At 61.8% G+C, this 19,335-nt stretch carries 4 protein-coding genes; all 4 read left to right on the forward strand.

Features of this window, described 5'->3' with window-relative positions; genetic code table 11:
- Window positions 1-3 precede the first annotated feature (3 nt).
- The 4 genes from MTBSS4_RS08610 to MTBSS4_RS08625 all read left to right on the forward strand — a co-directional run bounded on the left by MTBSS4_RS08610 (window position 4) and on the right by MTBSS4_RS08625 (window position 19,335).
- Entirely contained in the window at window positions 4-15,426 is a 15,423-nt protein-coding gene (locus tag MTBSS4_RS08610; protein WP_173982991.1) for a Calx-beta domain-containing protein, read from the forward strand.
- A gap of 9 nt (window positions 15,427-15,435) precedes the next feature.
- Complete coding sequence (locus tag MTBSS4_RS08615; RefSeq protein WP_173982992.1) at window positions 15,436-17,121, forward strand: ATP-binding cassette domain-containing protein; 1,686 nt, start codon at window positions 15,436-15,438, stop codon at window positions 17,119-17,121.
- Complete coding sequence (locus tag MTBSS4_RS08620) at window positions 17,114-18,484, forward strand: HlyD family type I secretion periplasmic adaptor subunit (RefSeq protein ID WP_173982993.1); 1,371 nt, start codon at window positions 17,114-17,116, stop codon at window positions 18,482-18,484. Before MTBSS4_RS08615 ends, MTBSS4_RS08620 begins: the two co-directional genes overlap by 8 nt.
- Before the next feature lie 599 nt (window positions 18,485-19,083).
- A complete protein-coding gene (locus MTBSS4_RS08625; protein ID WP_173982994.1) occupies window positions 19,084-19,335 on the forward strand; it encodes a hypothetical protein in 252 nt (83 codons plus the stop codon).

The following is a 19,335-nucleotide window of genomic DNA, read 5'->3' on the forward strand; positions in this document are numbered from 1 at the left end:
CAAATGACTGAGAATCTGGAAATGAGCGGCAACGCAACTGAATTCGGCAATGCCGTTGACAATGGTGTGGATGGCACTCAGCTCGCCCAGGCGGCGGAAAATGGCGGCCCCAATGCTCCCGCCGTGCAGGGAGCAACCGATGACGCAGGGAACGGGGAACAAAATTCCCCGGCAGACGGGGAAACCCCCGCCGAGCCGACCCAAGGCCAAGAGGAACCCGCCACCGGCGAAAGCGCCGACGCCAATAGCGACGCTGCGCAGGCCGGATTGAAGGTGGCTCAGGAAACGTTCACGGCCCTCCGCGGGACCGGCGCCGACGTCAATTCGGCTTTGAACGAGGCCGCTGACGCGGCCCGTCAGGAAGCCTTGCGCACCGGTGCCACGAATGCCGAGGCTGAACTGACCGCGATCAAGGCGCGTGAAGCGCTGTCGGCTGCCCTGTCCCAGGGCATTGGGCAAGACGCCCAAGGCGACGTTCGCGCCGCTCAGAGCGATTTCACTCCAACCCAGCAATCACCCCAAACCCAGCCGACGCCCCAGGCCTCACCGCAATTGACCGGCGGTGGCGCCGATCGCGGCAATGAGGCTGCGCGACAGACAAACAGCACGCAGCTTCCGTCAACTGGCGACGGCGCGGGTTTTGGCGGGGTGACGAGCCCCGCGACCTTCGGCAACAATCAAATTTCCCTTGGGTCACGCCAGACCTCCCAATCATTGGGTATCGATTCTGGCCTGTCCAACACTGCCTTGGTGGGGCAATTCGTCACCCAGAAACTGGGCGTGGGCGGCTCGTTGTTTGCTCCAGCGGCCGACCCTATTCTTGCCAATGCGGCCAAGGATGCGGCCCAAATCGTCAGGGGAGCCACGGAAGCGACCGGACAGAATCTGAATCAGGTGGGCGGCGGCCAAGTCATCGTCGAACCATCGGTCAGCAAGTTCAACCCGACTGGAAATGAGCCTTTGGGGAACGTGGGCGATCCGGTCGCGAAAAATCCCGTGGTCAATACGGTGTATCCCGATGCCCAGGTCAGTGTTCGTCCCGGCCAAACTGTGTTGGAAGGCGGAATCGGATCGCCCCGACAGGTGACGTTCCAGATTGAGCGCAGCAACGCTTATTCCGCAGGAAGCGTGTCGTGGAGTGTGTCGGGCCTGTCCGCGGACGACTTCGCTGGCGGAACGATCCCCCAGGGCGTCGCGTCGTTCGGCACTGGCGAAATCTCCAAGACCGTCACGCTGAACCTTGCGGCGGACCGCGCCATCGAGAAAGACGAGGTCATCACCCTCTCTCTCGGCACCCCTTCGGGTAAAATGATTCTCAATCCGACGGGCATCAGGGCCGACGCCACTGTAAGCAATGATGACGGCATTGCCTGGGTAACCGCGGCGGCCACCTCGGCCCGCGAAGGCGCCGCGGGCCAATCCACCGTGCTAAGCTTCGTGGTCAACCGCACCGAGGGCTCCGGAGCCTCCAGTGTTGGCTGGCGCGTAACCGGCCTGGACGCAGCCGATTTCGGCGGAACCTTGCCATCTGGAACGGTCCAGTTCGCCAATGGGGAAACCAGTAAGACGGTCACCGTTTCGGTGCCGGGCGACAATGTGGTGGAAGCCGACAGCACTGTCGTCTTCGAGCTGCATTCGCCCGACGGCAACCTGACCCTGGATGGGACCCAGTGGCGCGCCCAAATGGCGTTTGCCGATGATGACACGGGCGGATATTCCATCGCCGCCGCTTCCGCCGACAAGGCCGAAGGCGCGAACGGACAGACGACTCCCTTTACGTTCACCGTCACACGATCGGTTGGCGTGGATGCTCCGGCCAGCATCAATTACCGGCTGATCCAGGTCGGAACCAACTTCGCGGATGCCTCCGATTTTGCCGCTGGGCAGGACGGCTTGGGCAGCAATGGAGGCCTGCCCAGCGGAACAGTGTCTTTTCAGGCTGGCGAGAGCTCGAAGACCATCACCGTCAATGTGGTGGGCGACAATGCAAAGGGAAGCGACGAATCCTTCGCCTTGGTTCTGGCCAATCCCCCGGCCGGCACCCGCATCCTGCAAGGTGAAGCCGCCGCAGTGATTCGCAACGACGATTCGACCTTTGCGATTTCGACCATTTCCGCTGACAAGAACGAAGGTAACGGGGGCGCCACGGCGTACACCTTCCTTGTCACCCGCTCGGGAGACACTTCCGCCAGCCAGACCGTGAATTATGCGGTGCAAGGGCATGGCGAGGCCCCGGCCAATTCCGCTGATTTCGGAGGTTCTCTGCCCAGTGGCACGGTCACCTTTGCCGCCGGCGAGACGACCGCGACGGTGACCGTGTCGGTGTCGGGTGACAGTCAGATCGAGGGCCAGGAAGGCTTTCGGATTTCGTTGCTCAGCCCGTCGAGTAATTCGACGATCCTGGCCTCGACCGCCATCGGCACCATCCAGCAAGACGATTCCACCATCGCCATCCATGCCCTTGATGCGGTCAAGGTCGAGGGCGCTACGGCGGCCACCGGAAATGCCCACAGCTTCGTCATCACCCGTGGCGGCAATCTGGCACAAAGCGTTCAAGTATCGTGGGCGGTCCAGGGTACCGGCGACAATCCCGTGAATGCTGCCGATTTCGGCGGCACGCTGCCCAGCGGCACGGTAAGCTTTGCCGTTGGTGAAACCTCGAAGACCATATCTTTTACCCCAAGCGGAGACCTGACCTACGAGCAAAGCGAAAGCTATGCCGTGGTCGTTTCGACGGCGCAGCAGGGTGTTGCGATCGTCACCAGTTCCGCCAGCGGTCTGTTGGTCAATGACGAGATCGGCCTGACGGTTACGGCCACCGATCTGGTAAAGGCCGAGGGCGACAGCGGCAATCCCGTTCTGACCTTCACGGTCACTCGGTCGGGCGTCATCCAAAATGCCTCGACGGTGGACTGGGCGGTGGTGGCAACCGGCGCCGACGGGGTGGATACGGCGGATTTCGTTGCCGGTGTACTGCCTTCGGGAACCCTCAGCTTCGCAGCGGGCGAACAAAGCCTTCTTGTCACTCTTCCCATCACCACCGACGCGGTGGTTGAAGCGAATGAAGGCTTCGTGATTCGCCTGTCCAACGCCAGCGTCGGATCCCAGGTCATCGTAAATGACGCGGTCGGCACCATCCTCAATGACGACGCGCTGTTCTCCGTGGCGGCCGATGCATCCAGCATTGCCGAAGGTCAGTCGGGTGTCACCCAAACCACGTTCCGCATCACCCGCAGCGGCGATACGTCGGGCGTGGATTCCGTGAACTATTCCGTTACGGGAAGCGGGGCTAACGCAGCCTCCGCAGCGGACTTCCAAGGGGGGAGTCTGCCCAGCGGCACCGTCACGTTCCAGGCCAACGAGACCGAGAAATTGGTGACGATCAACATCGCCACCGACAGCGTCATCGAGGCCGCCGAACAATTCACCCTGTCCTTGTCTTCACCCAGCGCCGGTTCTCTGGTCAGTTCCACCGCCTCCAGCGCCACGGTCACCATCACCAACGATGACGACCAATTGTCCATCGCCGCTTCCAGTGCCGATGCGGCCGAGGGTGGAACCGGCGGCGGCGCGGCCCTGACCTTCACCGTGACCCGCACGGGCGACACCTCGACCACCTCCACCGCCAATTGGGCGGTAGCGGGGCAAGGCGCCAATCCGGCCAGTGCTGGGGATTTCCAGGCCACCAGCGGAACGGTCACCTTCGATCCCGGCGTCACGTCGCGCACCATCACGGTGAATGTGGCCGGCGACTATTCCAACGAAGCCGACGAAGCGTTCACCATCACCCTGTCGGGGGCCAGTGCCGGCACCACGCTGGGCACGGCCTCGGCCAACGGGGTGATCCGCAACGACGACACCGGCCTGGCCATAGCCGCGACCACGACCAATCTGACAGAAGGGGATTCAGGCTCGAAGACCCATGTCTTCACTGTCACCCGCTCGGGCATCGTGACGGGTGCCACCACGGTGGATTGGAGTATCGGCGGAGCGGTGGACGCCTCAGACTTCGCCGTGACCTCGGGAACGGTTTCGTTCGGGGCGGGTGAAACCAGCAAGACCATCCAACTCCAGGCCCAGGGCGACACCGATATCGAGGCCAACGAAGCGTTCACGGTGACACTGGCCAATGCCAGCAGCAACGCCCACATCCAGACCGCCACGGCCAATGGCACAATCGTCAGCGATGATTCCGGCCTAGCGATTTCTGCTGTCGCCGCTACGGTAAACGAAGGGGCAAACGGTTCCGGCACCACCATCCAGTTCACCGTCACCCGCAGTGGCAACACCGCCGGAACGTCCACGGCCAACTGGAGCCTGTCGGGTGATGTGAACGCCGCGGATTTCGGCGGCACGCTGCCCAGCGGCACCGTCACCTTCAATCCCGGCGTGACCACCCAGACCATTTCGCTGTCACTGTCAGGCGATGATGCAGTGGAGGCGGATGAAGGCATCACCGTCACATTGTCGTCGCCCAGCGCCGGGACGGCCATCACCACGGCATCGGCCTCGACGACCGTGATCAACGACGACACATCGCTCGCGCTTCCCGCCAGCGTGGGAAGCTTGGCCGAAGGCGCGGATTCGACAACGGCCCAAATCGTCGTCACAGTCACCCGCGCCGGTCGCACTGATGGAGCGACCACCGCTCAATGGCGTATGACCGGAGGCACGGCCAACGCCAACGATTTCCAGACCGGTCAGGACGCATTGGGCGACAATGGCGGCCTTCCCAGCGGCACGGTCACCTTTGCCGCGGGTGAGACCACCAAGGACATCACACTCGTGGTCAAGGGCGACGGAGCGGTCGAGGCGGACGAAACGGTCCAGATCACCCTGAGCGATCCCGGCGGCAACGTGGAAGTGGTAACCGGGACCGTCACCGCGACCATCACCAACGACGATGTCGGTTTCTCCATTGCCGCCCTTGATGCCGTCAAGGCCGAAGGCAACAGCGGCACGACCAGCTTCACCTTTACGGTGACCCGGGCGGGCAGCATCTCCAGTGCCGCCACCGTGGATTATGCCGTACTGGCAGCCGCTTCGGGGGACAGCGCCGACGGAAGTGACTTCCCGTCCGGGTTCCCCAGCGGGACCGTGTCCTTTGCGGCGAACCAGTCACAGGCGACGCTGACCATCCAGGTATCGGGCGATACGGTGGTCGAGACCGACGAGGGGTTCCGGGTCCAATTGTCCAACGCCAAGTTGGCCGACAATACACCTCAGACCATCATCACCGCCGAGGCTTCCGGGACCATTCGCACCGAGGACGTGACCTATTCGGTTGCGGCCAACCAAGCCAGTTGGGCGGAAGGCAATTCCGGCGCCACCACCATGACCTTCACGGTCACACGCAGCGGCGACACCAGCGAAGCCAGCACGGTCGCCTATGCGCTGACTTCGCCCAATGGCGGCTCCGGGGCCGATCTGTCGGGCGGCGTTCTGCCGTCCGGGACGATTTCCTTTGGTGTGGGCGAGACCAGCAAGACCGTGACGGTCGATGTGGTCGGCGACACCGTGGTGGAAACCGACGAGATTTTCACCTTGACGCTGTCTTCACCGTCCAAGGGCGTGGTGACCGGAGCAACCGCGTCGGCCACCGTCACCAACGACGACTCGTCCTTCGCCATCAGCGCCAATTCGGCCAACCACACCGAAGGACACTCGGGCTCGTCGAACGCGGTCTTCACGGTAACCCGCAGCGGCGATCTCAGCCAGGCGGCCACGGTGACCTGGGCGGCACAGGCGGGGAACGGCATCGACGCGGCCGATTTCGGGGGCAGCGTCCCCAGCGGCACGCTGAACTTCGCCGCCAATCAAAGTTCGGCGACAATCTCGGTTGGTGTGACCGGTGACACGACGGTGGAAAACGACGAAACGCTGTCGGTGACCATCAGCGGCGCCAGCATCGGCACCATCACCAACGCCACCGCCAGCACCACCATTATCGGCGATGACGACAGCTTCTCCATCGCCGCCGACACCGCGTCGGTGGCCGAGGGGCATTCCGGCACGAACGCCCTGACCTTCACCGTGACCCGCACCGGGCCGGCCCACGGGGCAAAGACCGTCAATTGGGCGGCAAGCGGTCTGTCGGCCAACGATTTCGTCGGCAACGCGATCCCCAATGGCACCCTGACCTTCGCGGATGGCGTGACGTCACAAACGATCACCATCAACCTTGCCGCCGACACCACCGTCGAGACTGACGAGGTGCTGACCGTTTCCCTGTCCTCGCCCTCGACAGGCGCGACCTTGGCAACGTCCAGCGCCACCACCACCGTCACCAACGACGACGCCCAAGTGGCGGTCACCGCGCAGTTGGCCGACAAGGCCGAAGGCAACACCGGTACCGTGCCCTTCACCTTCGAGGTCACCCGCAGCGGCTTCTTGACCCAATCCAGCTCGGTGCAATGGCGGCTGACCGGAACAGGCTCCAACGATCCGGTAGCGTCCGACTTCGCCACCGGCGACACCATCGGCGACAATGGCGGACTGCCCAGCGGCACCGTGTCCTTCGCTTCGGGCGAGACCACCAAGACCATCACGATCCAAGTCGCCGCGGACAGCATTCTTGAAAACAACGAAACGTTCCAGGTTGCCCTGTCCAATTCCTCGACCGGAACCGTGGTCGGCGGATCTGCGGCCAACGGCACGATCCAGAACGACGACGCCGAGCTGAACTTTACCGGGTCCACCTCCCTGAGCTATGCCGAAGGCGACAGCGGCTCGGTCGCCTACGCCTACACCATCACGCGATCGGGAAACACCAGCCAGATTTCCACCGTGAATGTGGGCGTGTCGGGCGATCTGAGTGTCGGCGAATACACGCTTAGCGCGGGTTCCATCACTTTCGCCTCGGGTGAGACCTCGAAGACCGTAACGGTCAACGTCAACGGCGACAATTCCGTCGAATCCAACGAGAGCTTCGCCGTCAGTCTGAGCGGAACGAGCGCGGGCACCAGCATCGGTGCCACCGGGTCCGCGACCGGAACCGTTTTGGAGGATGACACCGGTGTCACCATCACCGGTGGTACCATCTCCAAGGCCGAAGGGAAGGCCTCGGAGTCGGACACCTACAGCTACACCCTGACCCGGACAGGATCGACCCGCGAAGCAACCTTCAATCTGTACTGGGGAGCCTACGACCCAAGCGGCAGCTTGGAAGATCCCGCTGCCGCCAATGACTTCTCCTCGGCAGTCGTCAGCCGCCAGGGCGGCGGCACGGATTCCTTGACGTTCGGTAACTACACCACCGTGACATTTGTTGCCGGAGAGATGACAAAGACCGTCACCGTGACCACCACCGGCGATAATACGGTTGAAAATGACGAGTGGTTCCGCTTGTTCCCCGCATCTGGCGGCGCGACGTCTGTGGATTATTCTGGCGGTGAAGTCTATGGCGAATTGCTGCGCGACGAATCCGGCATCCGCAGCCGCGGCGCGGTCGCCAGTGTCGGGTCGCAATCAATTCTCAGCTCCATTACCGAAGGCGACACCGCAGCCGACGGCGGCTCCGGCGCCACGACCACGGTGACCTGGTGGTTCGACCGTCTCTACAGCACATCGGGAACCGCCAGCTTCGATTGGTATGTGTCGCCAGTATCGACCAATGCAGACGACTGGGCTGCGGGGCAAGACAGCCTTGGCACCAAAGGTGGCTATCCCAGTGGCACAGTGACCTTCGCCGACGGTGAAGCCAACGCCTATGTGACCTTCAACATCGCGACCGACAATATCGGTGAGTTAGGGGAAGATTTCCGCGTCTTTGCCGAAAACCCAAGCGGCGGAAGCAGCATCTCGGAATCGTATAACAGCGCCAACATCGTAAACGACGATACGGTGTTCACGGTGGGGTCCAACGGGACTGTGGACGAGCCCGTTTCCGGCACCGCGAACGTCGTCTTCACCATCAATCGGGACGGCGACACCCGAGGCACCGACACGGTGGATTGGAGCATCGTCTTCCCCGGCAGCGAGACGGGGAACGAGGCCATTGACACCCCCGCCGACTGGTACAAGCTGGACCCGTCGGACGTGGATCTGGCTAGCGTGGCGTCCACGACCGGCACGCCCAGTTACGATACGAACAGCAGGACGCTCAGCGGCACTTTGACCTTCGCGAACGGCCAGACCTCACAGACCGTTACCCTTCCCATCTTGGCCGACACGTTGCCGGAAAGCTGGCGGGAATATATCGAAATCAACCTGAGCAATGCCCAAAACGTAAACCAGGGTGAAGCCCAGCATGACCTTGAGACGCCCACCATCCTGGATTCGACGGCCTCGGCCTGGGTGTTTGACAATGAACCCGGCAACCTGATCACGGTCGTTGCCGACAAGACCTCCTTCTATGAAGGAACCGATTCGGCAAGCACGGTGACCTTCACCCTGACCCGCTCGGTTGCGAATGGCGGATCCATCGCCCATCCCATCACAGTGGGGTGGGAAATCAAAAACATGGATCCCTCCGACAGCGGTGAAAGCAGCCGCCGCGAAGATGTGACCTCCGTGACCGGTGACTCCTCCATATCCAACCATAGCCTGACCTACGGGAATTACTATGGCGCCGTCACGTTCGGTGCCAACGAGACAACGAAGACCGTCACCGTCACGTTCGTCAATGACGTGAATGTGGAAAGCGACGACCAATTCCAGTTCTCGATCCTGTCACCGCGCGACACCACGGAATATCCGTGGTCTTCCACCTATGCCGGTGAGAGTTCCGCTTATAATGGCGAGAATTACGGATCGGCTGGCGTCGACACCGACAACAACCCTGACACGTCCAACGCCGCTGATAACCCGCTGTCCATCACCATCTTGAACGACGACACCCGCTTGTGGCTTTCGGGACAGGAAGGCGTCTCGACTCCGTCGCTTTCCATCACCGAAGGCGACAGTGGGACCAAGTCCCTTTCGGTGACGCTGGTGCGCTATGGCCGGCTCGACACCGACATCACGCTTTCCTATACCCTGACCAACGGAACCACCAGCAACGCCGATTGGGCGGCAATGACTGGGACCGTGACCGTGCCGGGCGGCAGTTCCAACCCTGTTCTGACCCTGCCCTTGATCGCCTCGGATACCGACATCGAAAACAACGAATCCTTCACCCTGACCTTTACCAATTCCGACACCAGCGTCCGCTTCGGTCGCAACGCAGACAACCTGTCCAACACAATGGCCATCAGCGGCACCCTGGCCAATGATGACACCACCTATGCCATCGTGGCCAACCAAGGCGCACAGGTAGAAACCGACCAGGGCCAATACGCCACCTACACCTACACCGTCACCCGTGCGGCCAACGGCTATACCGGCGCGTCGACCGTGGAATGGCGCGTGACCGGCACCGGGGCAAACCCGGCCGATGCGACGGACTTCGCCACCTCGGACGCCCTTGGCAACAATGGGGGACGTCCGTCCGGCACGGTCAGCTTTGGAACCAACGAATTCTCGAAAACCGTCACCATCCTGGTTCGCGGCGACATCACCGCCGAGAACAGCGAGACCTTCCAGGTTGCACTGTCCAACCCGTCACTGGGTCTGGTGGGAAGCGGCACCGCGAACAGCACCATCACCACCGACGACACCGGCATCGCCATCGCCGATGGCGGCACGATCACCGAAGGGGACAGCGGGTCGCAAAATGTGACGTTCACCGTCACCCGTTCGGGCGATCTGACCGTCACATCGACCATGAATTGGGCGGTGACGCACCAAAGCACCGACGCGGCGGATTTCACCGGCGCCACTTCCGGTTCGCTGACCTTCAGCGCCAACGAATCCTCGAAGACGATCACCGTCGCGGTCGCCGGCGACAATGAATTGGAGAACGACGAGACGTTTTCGGTCTTGCTGAGCGGCTTCACCAATGTGGACGAGGTGCTGGACAATACCGGCACCGCCACCATCGCCAACAGCGATGCAAGCTTCAGCATTGCCGCGACCTCGGCCAACGGGCTGGAAGGCGCGGGCGGCCAGACTTTCACCATCACCCGTGACCGCTCGACAGCGCAGAACCAGACCATATCCTGGCAGGTTCAAGCCGTGGCGGACGGTGCGGTGGCAGCTGATTTCGGCGGCTCCTTGCCGTCAGGAACCGTGACCTTTGCGCCGGGCGAGTTGACCAAGACCATCACCGTCACCCCCACCGATGACGCCGTGGCCGAGGGGGACGAAGCCTATAACGTGACCATCTCTGGCGGCGCGGGCACCACCGGGGACACCATCACCACCGCTACGGCTGGCGGCACGATCCGCAACGACGATGCCGCCGTTGCCATTGAACAGGTGGTGACGTCCCAGGCCGAGGGACATGGCGATACGACCTATTCCTTTACCGTCCGCCGCACCGGCAATACCACCGGAACCGCCAGTGTGAACTGGGCGGTCACCGGAAGCGGTGCCGACCCGGTGGAAGGTGCGGATTTCAGCGGTGGCGCCCTGCCTTCGGGCACTGTCAATTTCGCCGACGGCGAGGCGGTAAAGACCATTACCTTGACCGTGGCCGGCGATTCCGTGGTGGAAAACGAGGAAGGCTTCACCGTCACCTTGTCCAACCCGGTGAACGCGACAATTGTTACGGCAAGCACCACCGGCGCCATCACCAATGACGACGCCACGATCGCCATCGCGGCGACGGATGCCGACAAGGCCGAGGGCAATTCCGGCCAAACTCCGTTCACCTTCACCATAACGCGCACCGGTTTCCTGGGCACGTCGGCTTCGGTCAATTGGGCGGTAACCTCGGCCCAGGCGGACGGCACCGATTTCAGCGGCGGCGCGCTTCCGTCCGGCGTGGCCACCTTCGCATCCGGAGCAGCAACGGCCACCGTTACCGTGAATGTTCAAGGTGACGTGACGGGCGACGGTGACGAAGCCTTCACGGTGACCTTGTCCAACCCGCCTTCCGGCATCACCGTCAGCACAGCGACGGCCACCGGCACCATCCGAACCGACGACATCGTCTTTGCCGTGGCGTCCCCCGGCGCTGTGCTGGAGGGGGACAGCGGCACGACGAATTTCGATTTCGTCGTCACCCGTTCCGGCGATTTGAGCGGAAGCCAAACCCTGACCTGGACGGTTGCCGGGACAGGCGCGGACCCCGCTTCCGCCGGCGATTTCGGCGCCACGACCGGCACCATCACCTTCAATGCATCCGACACAACCAAGACCATTTCGGTGCCCGTGGCGGGCGACACCGCGGGCGAGGCGAATGAGGGTTTCCGCCTCACCTTGACCGGACCTGGCGGCGTGGTTTTCACCAACAACACCGCCGATGCCACCATCACCGACGACGAAGCATCGCTGCGTGTCAGTGCCCTTGATGCCGTGAAGTACGAGGGAGGTTCGGGCACCACCACCGACCTGACCTTCCGTGTCACCCGCTCGGGCAACACCAGCAGCGCGGTGACTGCGGACTGGGCCGTGGTCAACGGCACCACCGATGGCACGGATTTCACCGGCACGACGACGGGCACCGTCTCCTTCGCATCGGGCGAGACCGAAAAGATCATCACCGTCACGGTTCAGGGCGATGTGTCGGTGGAGGCATCCGAGGCCTTCTCCGTTCAGTTGTCCAACGCTTCGGCAGGTGCCGACATCATCACGGCCAGCGCGTCTGGCACCATCCGATCGGACGACACCCACTGGTCCTTGTCGCTGGTCTCCTCGGCGACCCAAATGGAAGGCGACGCCACTGGCACGACCTTCACCTACCGCGTCACCCGTGATGGCGGATTGAACGCGGGCACCGTGGATTGGTCGTTGGCCGGCCAAGGTGCTGACGCAGCAACCGTCGAGGATTTCGGAGGAACGTTCCCCTCGGGCACGGTAACCTTCGCCGATGGCGAAGCCACAAAGGATTTCACGGTCACCGTTTTGGGCGACAATGTGCTGGAAGCCGACCAGGGTTTCCGGGTCTCCATCGCCAATCCCACCGGCACGGGGGTGCACACCCTTGGCACCACCCAGGTGGACGCGACCATCGCCAATGACGACGACACCCTGGCCATCACTGCCAGTTCGCTGTCGGCCACAGAGGGCGATTCCGGGACGTCGGCCTTGACCTTTACCGTCACCCGCACGGGCAGCCTTTCGGGGACATCCACCACCGGATGGCGCATCAAGGCGGGCAGCGACACCGACGCCTCGGACTTTGCCGCCACCTCGGGCACGATAACCTTCGCCGACGGCGAGAGCAGCAAGACGGTCTCTTTGGCACTCAACGGCGACACCACCGTGGAATCCGCCGAAAACTTCACCGTCGAGCTATATAATCCCGGTGCGGGCAGCGTGATCACCACGGCCGAAGCAACGGGCACGATCACCGACAACGACATTGATCTGACCCTGACCGGCAGCACCACCTCAATCATGGAAAACGCCTCGGTCCGCGAGCTGGTCTACACCGTCACCCGGACCGGCCGGACCGATGGAGTGACCACGGTAAACTGGGCCGTTTCCGGCACCGGAGCATCACCGGTTTCAGCCGCCGATTTCTCGGGCAGCCAAGACATCTTGGGCACCAATGGCGGTTTGCCGTCGGGAACGGTGACCTTTGCCGCCGGAGAAACGGTCAAGCAGATCACCGTCATCGTCGCCGATGACGGTGCCCACGAGGCGAATGAGACTCTGACCCTCAGTTTGGCGTCGCCTTCGGGTAACGCCGAAATCGCCGCCAACAACGTGGGCGGCACCATTCTCAATGATGATGATTCGCTGGCCGTGGTGGCGGTGGATGCCGACAAGCAGGAAGGTGCCAGCTCGGCAATCACCAACTTCACATTCCGCATCGACCGCACCGGCAGTCTGGACGGCACCGCCAGCGTAAACTGGGCCGTCGCCGGAATTGGAAGCCATCCCGTTTCATCGGCGGAATTCGTCGCCTCCTCGGGCACGGTCGCGTTCGCCGATGGTCAAAGCAGCGCCCTGGTCACGGTTGCCGTCCGTGGCGACGCCGTGGGCGAATTCGACGAAAACTTCCGCATCACCCTGTCCGACGCCAGCTTCGGGTCCAACATCATCGGCGCAACGGCCAATGGAACCGTCCGCAACGACGATCCCGCCCTGTCCATCACGGCCGATCAGGCCAGCAAGGCGGAAGGCAGCGGCGACACCACCTTCAGCTTCACAGTGACCCGAACCGGCAGCACGGCGGGTGTGTCGTCCGTGGCCTGGGCGGTCCAGGGCAGCGGCACCGACGCCGCCAACGTGTTGGATTTCGGCGGCTACCTGCCGTCGGGGACCGTGACCTTCGCCGCCGGTGAATCCACCAAGACCATCAATGTGACCGTTGTTGGTGACACTGTCGGTGAAAAGGATGAGACATTCTCGGTCGTGCTGAGCGGCGCCGTTGGGGCCGATATCATTCTTGACCGCGCCCAAACAACCATCACCAACGATGACACGGCGTTGTCCATCGCCGCCACGTCGGCAGACAAGGCCGAAGGCGACAGCGGCACCACGCCCTTCACCTTCACGGTCACCCGCTCGGGTCTGACCTCGGGGGCATCCAGCGTGGATTGGGCCGTCACCGGATCAGGCGACTTCTGGGCCGATGCCACCGATTTCGCTGGCAATGTGCTGCCTTCTGGAAGCCTGAACTTCGCGGATGGCGAGAGCACCAAGACCATCACGGTCAATGTGGCGGGCGACGCCACAGCAGGCCAGAACGAAGGCTTCACAGTCACCCTGTCCAATGCGTCCAGCGCCACGGTGATCAACGCCACCGCGTCGGGAACCATCCGCAACGACGACAGCGAAATCGCCATCAACACACTGGCCTCCAGCGTGGCCGAGGGCAATAGCGGGACAACCGCCTTGACCTTCCAGGTCACCCGGACCGGCGACACCACCCGATCCGCCACTGTTGACTGGCAGGTGGTCGGCGCGGGCGAAGCACAAGCAGACGGCACCGATTTCGTGGGCGGGACCCTTCCCACCGGATCCGTAACCTTCGCGGCGGGCGAATCCACCAAGACCGTCACAGTCCAGGTGGCTGGCGACGCGACGGCGGAAAACACCGAGACGTTTAACGTCGAGCTGGTCAATCCCGGCACCAATGTCACCATCAGCGCGGTATCGGGCAGCGCCCAGGGCGCCATCCTCGCCGACGATGTCGGCCTGTCCATTGTCGCCGTGGCCGCCAACAAGGCAGAGGGGCGCAGCTCCTCGGCTACTCCGTTTACCTTCAAGGTGTTCCGCACCGGTGCCAGCGATAGCGCGGTGACGATCAATTACGCCGTCACCGGAATTGGCGCCAACGCCGCCAACGCAGCCGATTTCAGCAGCGCCATGACCGGCAGCGTGGTCCTGGCGGCGGGCGTCGCCAGCACCCTGATTTCGCTGGACGTGGCCGCCGACACCGTCGCCGAGGCTGACGAAACGTTCCGCATCACCATTTCGGCGACGGGGGCCTCAATCCTGACCGGAACCGCCGACGGAACAATCGTCGACGATGACAGCGGCTTCTCGGTGACCGTCAATCAGGCGAACCAGGCGGAAGGCGGTACCGGTGCCGTCACGGAATTCGTCTACGATATTACCCGCGCCGGCGACGCGACAGCCATTCAGACCGTCAACTGGGCGCTGACCGGATTGGGAGCGTCGGCCGCCGATGCCACGGATTTCGTGGGCGGCGTCCTGCCAAGCGGTTCCTTGACGTTCGCTTCGGGCGAAACCTCCAAGCAGGTAGCGGTGCAGGTGGCGGGAGACACCGACGTGGAAGCGGCCGAGAATTTCCGCATGACCATAAGTGGCGGGGCCGGAATCGTCATCGTCGATGCCACGGCGGATGCCGTTATCGCCGCCGACGATTCGGCTTCGGCGAACGCCGACCGTTTGATGGGAACCAGCTCGCCCGACGTTCTTGATGGGCTGGCGGGTGACGATTTGCTGTATGGCGGTCAGGGGTACGATGTGCTGACCGGCGGCGCCGGGGCGGATTTGTTCCACTATGAATCGGCGAGCGAAGGCGGCGACACGATTCTTGATTTCGTCAGCGGTACCGACCGGATTACCTATGTGGCCTCGGCTTTCGGCAATATCGGCGCGGGCGGCAATCCTATCGATGTTGCCTCGCTGGCATCTTCCGGAACATTGGCCGACGCCCTGTCCGCCATCACCGCCCATGCGGATTCCGATTTCTATCGTCTTGATTTCGCCTCGGGCACCTTCCGTTTTGGAACGGGCGCCAGCGGTGAATTGGATAATCTGGAAGCAGCCATGACCACTGGCAGCCATACCGGCGCGGCATTCTTCCTTATCAATGACGGCGGCAGCCAGGCCCGTCTTTTCTACGATGCCGACACCAATGCCGGCAGCGATGGATCGGGCATGGTGGAAATCGCTGTCCTTAATGATTTCGGATCAGCGACCGCCAACACGGACGAAATCATTCAGCCTCATGCCTCGCTGTAGGAGATTTCAGTGAAGCTGCTGATCGCCCGAATGTGGGCAAGTCAGAGGAGTGGAGGCGAGCTTTTGCTCGCCTCCATTCTTGTCAATGTGCTGGCATTGGTTTCGTCGGTGTATTCCATCCATGTGATGAATCGCTATCTTGCCCAGGGCGTGGATGCCACATTGGTGACACTGACCCTCGGAGCGGCAATCGCCGTGATCATGGAATTCTGGTTGCGTCAGGCTCGTCTACGCATTGCACAACTCTTCTGTGGCGGCATCGAGCGAGAATATTCCGGGCTCGCCTACTCCGCCTTCGGAACGGCCCGCTTCCAATTGTTCGAACAAATTCCCCTGGGGCAGCGGCGTGAGGCGCTGGCTGGACTGGCGACAATTCAGCAAGGCATCAATGGCGGCAACCTCGCCGCCATACTTGATGGACCTTTTGCGCTATTGTTCATTGCCGTTTTGTCCCTTCTCAGCCCGACCCTCGGACTTCTGGCGCTGGCGGTGGCCCTGGCTCTGACCGCCTTCATCTTCGCCATCCAGCGCAGCATGACCGAACCTGCGGGAGAATTGGTGAAGCATTCGGTGCGAACGAACGGCCTAGCGCAGTTCCTTTCCTCCGGCACGGAAACCATTAGGGCCTTTAACTGTTATTCCGCATTGCAGCGGAAATGGGATGCCGGGCAGGAAGATCTGGCGGCCCTTCGCCGCCTTGTCCAACGCCACCAGAACCTCGTCCAGCAACTGACCCAATCCGCCACGACCGTCCTGACCATCGGCCTGTTCGCCGTGGGCGCGCGCGAGGTGATCGCGGGCGACCTCAACGTGGGCAGTTTGATCGGCGCGTCGATCCTCGGCACCCGCGCCCTGGCCAGCATCGGACGAGTCGCGCAGCTTGCCGAACCTCTGGAAAAGGCCCGTCACGCCATTGCCCAACTAGAGGCCATGGCCAAATTGCCCACTGAAAAGCAACAAGGCAGCGTGCCCAGAACATTGAAGGGCGAAGTGCAGTCTGTAGATCTGTCCTTCCGCTTCCCCGGCCACCCCCTGCCCCTTTTCGAGGGGCTGGATTTCATGCTGAGACCTGGGGGGGTGATGGCTGTGGTGGGCAGCAACGGCACCGGCAAGACAACCTTCGCCAAACTTCTTGTCGGCCTTCTGGAGCCTGACCGCGGGCATCTGAAGATAGATGGCATGGACCTTCGTCATCTGGTGCCCGAATGGTGGCGTCAGCAGCTTATTTATCTGCCTCAAGAACCCGTCTTCTTTGACGGCACACTACGTGAAAATTTGACCGTGCTAGCCCCGGGCATGGAAGATTCCGCGTTACTCGAGCTCTGCAACGCCCTGGATCTCGGCGACTACCTGGATTCCTCGCCCGACGGGTTGGATATGGCGATCCGGGGTAATGGCGCCATGTTGCCACTTGGTATCCGGCGCCGCTTCGCCCTGGTGCGCGGTCTTGTCGGCGGCGGCAAGGTCGCTATCCTCGACGAACCGACCGAGGGCGTGGATGCGCAAGGCTGCCAGGCCATCGCACGCCAGTTGAACGAAATGGTCCGTCGCGGATGCACGGTCATCGTCATGACCAAGGATGAGTTCATCATCCGGGCCGCCGAAATGGTTTTGGACCTTAACCAAAAGCCGACGCCTCGGCTGGTCACTGCCCCTACGGGGGCCGCGAGCGAAATGACCTCCGCCAATGCATGAACGATTACAAGCCATCAAGGACCTCATCGAGGCGTGGGCCGATCATCCGCGCGTCCGGGCCGCCATCGCTTACCTGACGGCTGCGGATAGTCCGGAATTAGCACAGGTGCAAGGAGAACGCCGCCTTGTCAGGCTGGCGGCGCTGACCATGCTTCTTTTCATCGCATGGGCCGCCCTGTTCGATCTGGATATCGCCGCCAACGCCCCGGGCAAGGTCGTTCCCGCAGGACAGATCAAGCGCATTCAGCACCTCGAGGGCGGCATCGTCCGGCAGATCCATGTCAAGGAAGGCGACATCGTCAGCATTGGCCAACCCCTTGTGGAATTGGAAAGCACCGCGTCCGAAGCCGATCTGCAAGAGATCGAAGCCCGAATCGGCACGCTGAAAATCAATACCATTCGGCTGCAGGCGCAACTGGATGGTGCCAAGGAGCTGAAATTCCCCCTGGACCTGAAAGATGCCTATCCTGAGCAAGTCAAAAGCGCCCGGGCCTTATTCCTAGCCCAGCAGGACCGATTGACCAGCGCCGTCTCGGAACAGGAACTGAAGATCAAACAACGTGAAGCCGAGTTGGCGGAAATTCGTACCCGTCTTGGACACTCGATGGGACGGCATAAAATTTTGTCAGAGCAGCTTGCCATTAACCAGAAGCTACTCTCCCAGGGCTTAATGAACGAATACGAACACCTGGAATTACGCAAGGAAGAACAAAGCCTGCGCGGCGGGATCGCCGAGTCCCGAGCGTCTATCAACAGGCTTGAAGCGGCCCTGGATCAGGAACGAGTCGCGCTGCAATCGCTGCGCTTTGGCGAAAATGAACAATTGCGAAAAGAGCTGGGCGAGACGAGCCGCGAATTGACTGAGTTCAGTGAACGTGTCCGAAAGTTTGCCGACAGCCGCGCACGCACGACCATCAGAGCCCCCATCAACGGTGCTGTGATGACCCTTTATGTGGTGACCGAAGGGGGCGTCGTGGCGCCGGGAGGCACCGTGTTAAGCATGGTTCCCGGAGGCGACCGGCTGATGGTCGAGGCACGTCTGCCCGTCGGCGAGGTTGGCTTTTTGCGCCCTGGGCAAAGGGCGCGGCTGCAACTTGTTTCCTCGTCAGGCCGTGGCTTCAGGCCCCTGGATGGTAAAGTCATCCAAATCAGCCCTGACAGCATCGCTGAACAAGACCAAGAACCATTCTACCTTGTGCGAATCGCGCCAGCCGCCGACGCCTTCGTCGATGATGCAGTTCGATACCCTTTACGCCCCGGTGTCGAGGTTGAAACTTCAATCCTGACAGGCCGGCGCTCGGTCCTGAAATACGTGCTTGATCCATTTATTGGCGGTCTAAGCAACGGCCTGAGCGAACGATGATGAAAGCAACCCGAATTCCTAGCCAAAACTCCGATAAATGTGAAAGCAGTGTTTTCATCGGTGACTGCTTTGAAGGATATGGTCAGATGCAAAATATTTGGGTGGTACGCAGTATTTATCAATGGGACGGCCTTCCCGCACACGTTAGACTTGTGGGAGGATGTGCAGACAGGGAAATGACGATTGCTTTAACTGTTCTTCTCGACAAACGAAGATTTAGGCGTATCCACGACGACTGATGCTGCAAATTGGATAATTCGACGCCCCTCAAATTCAGGGAACCTGACTCAGGTTGCACGTTTCCGCTTCAAAACTCGACAAAACCGTTGCAGAGAATGGCTCGCAACAACTACCCAGCAGAGAGCGTAAACATGAAAATTTTCAAGGCATGACTATTGCGTTGAAAAGCGGCGTCAACAAATGCCTATTCTGCAAAAAAACATCAAGAGCTCCATTGTTTACGGAAATCCGGCAGAATCTCCAAAGATGACGAACAGTAAGCAAGCCATGTCGTTTACGCCCTTCGGCGAACGACTGCTTGCGAGGGGGAATCCTCCCCCGTCGACCCCGTCATCATTTTGGATGATGGAGCTTTTGCCATGCTTGCCGACAACGCTTGGTCCCGCTTTCTGCTTTCCCGCCTCGACGCCGAATTGGCGTCCGGCGCGGCCCTCGGCCTGCCCGTCGATGCCGCCCTCATCGGCTCCGCCCATGTCCTGCACGGCGCCCAGCTTGCGATCCATGGCGGCCTGGTCGCCCGCCCCCAGATGGCCGAATACCTGCGGTCCGTCGCCGACGCCGTCGAGATGGCCGATCCCCACCTTCCCTACTTGGTTTCGTTGGGAGCATGA

The organism is Magnetospirillum sp. SS-4 (assembly GCF_902729425.1).
Classification (GTDB): Bacteria; Pseudomonadota; Alphaproteobacteria; order Rhodospirillales; family Magnetospirillaceae; genus Phaeospirillum.

Excerpts from the sequence above, each read along its gene's own strand:
- MTBSS4_RS08610 (WP_173982991.1), top strand. The coding sequence starts at position 4 with ATGACTGAGAATCTGGAAATGAGCGGCAACGCAACTGAATTCGGCAAT.
- MTBSS4_RS08620 (WP_173982993.1), top strand. The coding sequence starts at position 17,114 with ATGCATGAACGATTACAAGCCATCAAGGACCTCATCGAGGCGTGGGCC.
- MTBSS4_RS08625 (WP_173982994.1), top strand. The coding sequence starts at position 19,084 with ATGCTTGCCGACAACGCTTGGTCCCGCTTTCTGCTTTCCCGCCTCGAC.